Annotated in this window: 3 protein-coding genes and 2 pseudogenes; 1 reads left to right on the top strand and 4 read right to left on the bottom strand. The window is 37.5% G+C overall.

What is annotated here, in order from left to right; all coding sequences use genetic code 11:
• Positions 1 to 172: 172 nt before the first annotated feature.
• A pseudogene (locus I6F40_RS19940) lies at positions 173 to 343 on the top strand (IS110 family transposase); the annotation flags it as partial.
• A gap of 35 nt (positions 344 to 378) precedes the next feature.
• On the opposite strand, the gene I6F40_RS19540 reads toward I6F40_RS19940, so the two are convergent.
• The 4 genes and pseudogenes from I6F40_RS19540 to I6F40_RS19525 all read right to left on the bottom strand — a co-directional run.
• Positions 379 to 891 carry a hypothetical protein gene (locus tag I6F40_RS19540; RefSeq protein ID WP_197193333.1) on the bottom strand — a complete coding sequence of 171 codons (513 nt, stop codon included), beginning with the start codon at positions 889 to 891 and terminating at the stop codon, positions 379 to 381.
• Positions 892 to 978: 87 nt separating this feature from the next.
• A complete protein-coding gene (locus I6F40_RS19535; protein WP_197193332.1) occupies positions 979 to 1305 on the bottom strand; it encodes a hypothetical protein in 327 nt (108 codons plus the stop codon).
• Positions 1306 to 1531: 226 nt separating this feature from the next.
• A pseudogene (locus I6F40_RS19530) lies at positions 1532 to 1654 on the bottom strand (transposase); the annotation flags it as partial.
• Between the two features lie 405 nt (positions 1655 to 2059).
• The coding region (locus I6F40_RS19525; protein WP_197193331.1) for a transposase at positions 2060 to 3023 on the bottom strand (964 nt) is incomplete at its 5' end.

Raw genomic sequence — 3023 nt, 5'->3', positions numbered from 1 at the left:
TTTTATTGCTGCAGAATACGTTGCGCGTTTTAATTTCGTCATTTTTTCACCCAAATTTGTATGCTTATTAGCATAACATTTCTTTCTTAATGGGTGGCCAAAATCACTGTACCACTACAACTTTACTCACAAGCTTGCCCATTGTTGTTTTAAACCAACAATAAAGCTAATGGCAAAAGGAAAACCCCATAATACCATCATCAAATCATTGACGTTTAAGTGGACACGAATACTATTTAGGTGCTGGAAAACACATACGCCCTACGATGAATCAACTTACTTAACTGCATTAAAAAATAAGGGTTCACTGCTGTTAAAATTTGCGGTGGAAAGTGAGCTTTAGCGCTTGCTGCCCACCTCAGGGCATGTTGTTATGTTTTAATATTCTAACTCTTGTGCAGCTCTAGCTGATGACTCCTTGAGTTCTCTTTTTATTTGCTCAATCGATTGTTCTACATATTTTATTGTCTGTATAGCTGGACTCAATTCAGCTCTGATAATACGGCCGCTAACACTTAAAGCAGCTTCTTCGGCTGCAGAACGTGCCATTTTTAATAACTTTTCTTCATGATTGATAATTTGTTCATCAATGTGAGATAAACGATTAGCAAGGCTTTCAGACTTTGATATGAGGTCACGAAGGGCTTTCTTAAGTGATGTAATTTCTTTCTCAAGAGACTCTATCTTCTTAATAGCATCGTTGAGTAAAACTTTTTGCTCTTTCATATCAAGTTTTAATTCAGCTCTGTCATCTTCTAAGTCTTTAATTCTCGAATACATGATTAAGCTCAGTTTTTTATGGCTGTAGTTTTGAAATAGCGCAAAGCCTGACGCAATAACACCTACACTACCTAAACCTGTTGAAACAGCAACTCCAATATCTACGTCCACAAAACTCTCCTTAAAACATAACACCCCGCATAACGGGCAAAAATATGTAGGGTACAATACCGCGCGAAGCGAGTGTTAATGCGTTTGTTATGTGTTTTTACTCTGTTCTTGTTTGATGATTTTAAGCAATAAGTTAATTCTACGGTTTGTCTTTTTACTTTCAGCTGTAACCATCCCTTGTACAAAAGACGATGCAAAAAAAATGACACACATTACTTGAAATAATTCACTCTCGATTGTAAAAAAGTTATTTGCAATCAGGAGTAAGCCAAATGGCGCTACAACAGAAAGAAAGTCCTTAAGACCCCAATCATTTGCGCCAAGTTTATCAAATTCTTCTTTATCTTTTTCAAGCTCTGATATGCGGTCTAATTCTAATTTAGCCTCTACCATTTTTAAGTCTTCATTACTCATTGATAATCTCCATACTCCTGAAACACATAACGAGCCTGTAGATTAACTCGTTTTTAAATTTGTTTTTATTGATAAACAAACCATAGCTGAGTTCCTATTTTGGTTCAATTGATTACTGTATTTTTACGCAGAATATTGAAGTGTTTGATATTGTTCTAATTGGCGTTTTGGAAGGGATTACGGGTGTTTGAGTGGCTTTTATTTAGGGTAAAAGGGCTTACCCTTCTTAATGCATCGCGTTTTGCAGCTTTTCTATATGATGAACAAGGCAATACAGTTGCCATTGCGCATTCACTTTCGTTTGACCCCGTAAGGTCAATTTATTCATGCCTTTATTCACTGTAATATTAAATTAGACAGCCACTCCAATTGTAAACTAGTCTAGCGCGCCACTAAATTTACTTTTTTAATATTAAATTAGACAGCCACTCCAATTGTAAACTAGTCTAGCGCGCCACTAAATTTACTTTTTTGGGCTAAGAGTTCACCTCTTTTTATATCTTTACTCGCGCGTTACACATTAAATAAGCAATTATTAATATTAAATTAGACAGCCACTCCAATTGTAAACTAGTCTAGCGCGCCACTAAATTTACTTTTTTGGGCTAAGAGTTCACCTCTTTTTATATCTTTACTCGCGCGTTACACATTAAATAAGCAATTATCACTGTTAAACCTAAATTACACGCATGAAAATGACTGCATAATGCAGTTGTGATTTATTACTGAATAGTTTTACTGAGTAGCTTACGTTTTATCCCAGTAGCTTTTCGCAGTTACTTATATTCGCCCGCCGCTTTCTGTTTAAATTTTCACAGTAACTAGCTTGTGAACTTGGCCTGCCTACTGCGCCATGAAATACACGCGTAAATTGTGTGGTGAGTTTTAACCAGTTTTCTGGGGAGATATTAACTCTTTCGAGTAAGGGTGAGTGCGAACTTTCAATATAACCGCGTTTGTCTTCTCGTATACAACGTCCTGTTAACTCAACAAGTTCAAGGTACGATTTAAGTTCAAACGGCAGCCCTTTTGGCATAATTTGACGTGGCATGCCTGCAAAGCGCAGTAGTTGTTTTGATTGCTTGCCATCCTTTGCATACGTTAAACGGTGTTTGATGCTAGTATGGTCTGACTCTTCTGGGGTGTTAGCCATTTTGGCTCTAATGGGGTTTAAATCGACATACGCCATGCAGGCCGCAAGGGCTGCTTCATCTAATAATGCTTGAGACGTAAATCGTCCCTCCCAAAAACGGCCAGTGCAGTTATCTTCTTTATTTGCTCTGCGAGCAATGTTTTCATTTAACAACCGCATAAACCAGCTAATACTTGATAGGCGCTCGCGGTATTGTTTTACTGTTAGATTAAAAAAGATAAGTTCAGCTTTATTTAGCTTTTCACCCTGTATGTATTTTTGCGTAAGTACAGTGCCTTTACACAGCTTGTGCCAGCGAATAACAATCGCTTTATCATTCAGCCGATTCACTTTTTTGTCATCAACATACAACACTAAGTGCGTATGATTGCTCATGACAGCATAAGCACAGACGTCAATACAAAATACCTTAGCTAACTCAAGCAGTTTGTCTTCAACCCAGCCTCTACGATGCTCGTAGGATTGACCTGTAAAGTGATCTTCCCCACATAAAAATGCACGGCGAACGCAACGTGATATGCAATGGTAGTACTTTGTATCAACCAAACTTACTTGACGCTTTCTT

This window comes from Pseudoalteromonas sp. SWXJ133, assembly GCF_015864365.1.
Lineage (GTDB): Bacteria > Pseudomonadota > Gammaproteobacteria > Enterobacterales > Alteromonadaceae > Pseudoalteromonas > Pseudoalteromonas arctica.
This window is presented reverse-complemented; position numbering and strand designations above follow the sequence as displayed.

What these genes read in the sequence shown, in the direction of transcription:
- I6F40_RS19535 (WP_197193332.1), bottom strand. Translation starts at nt 1,305, where the DNA reads ATGAGTAATGAAGACTTAAAAATGGTAGAGGCTAAATTAGAATTAGAC.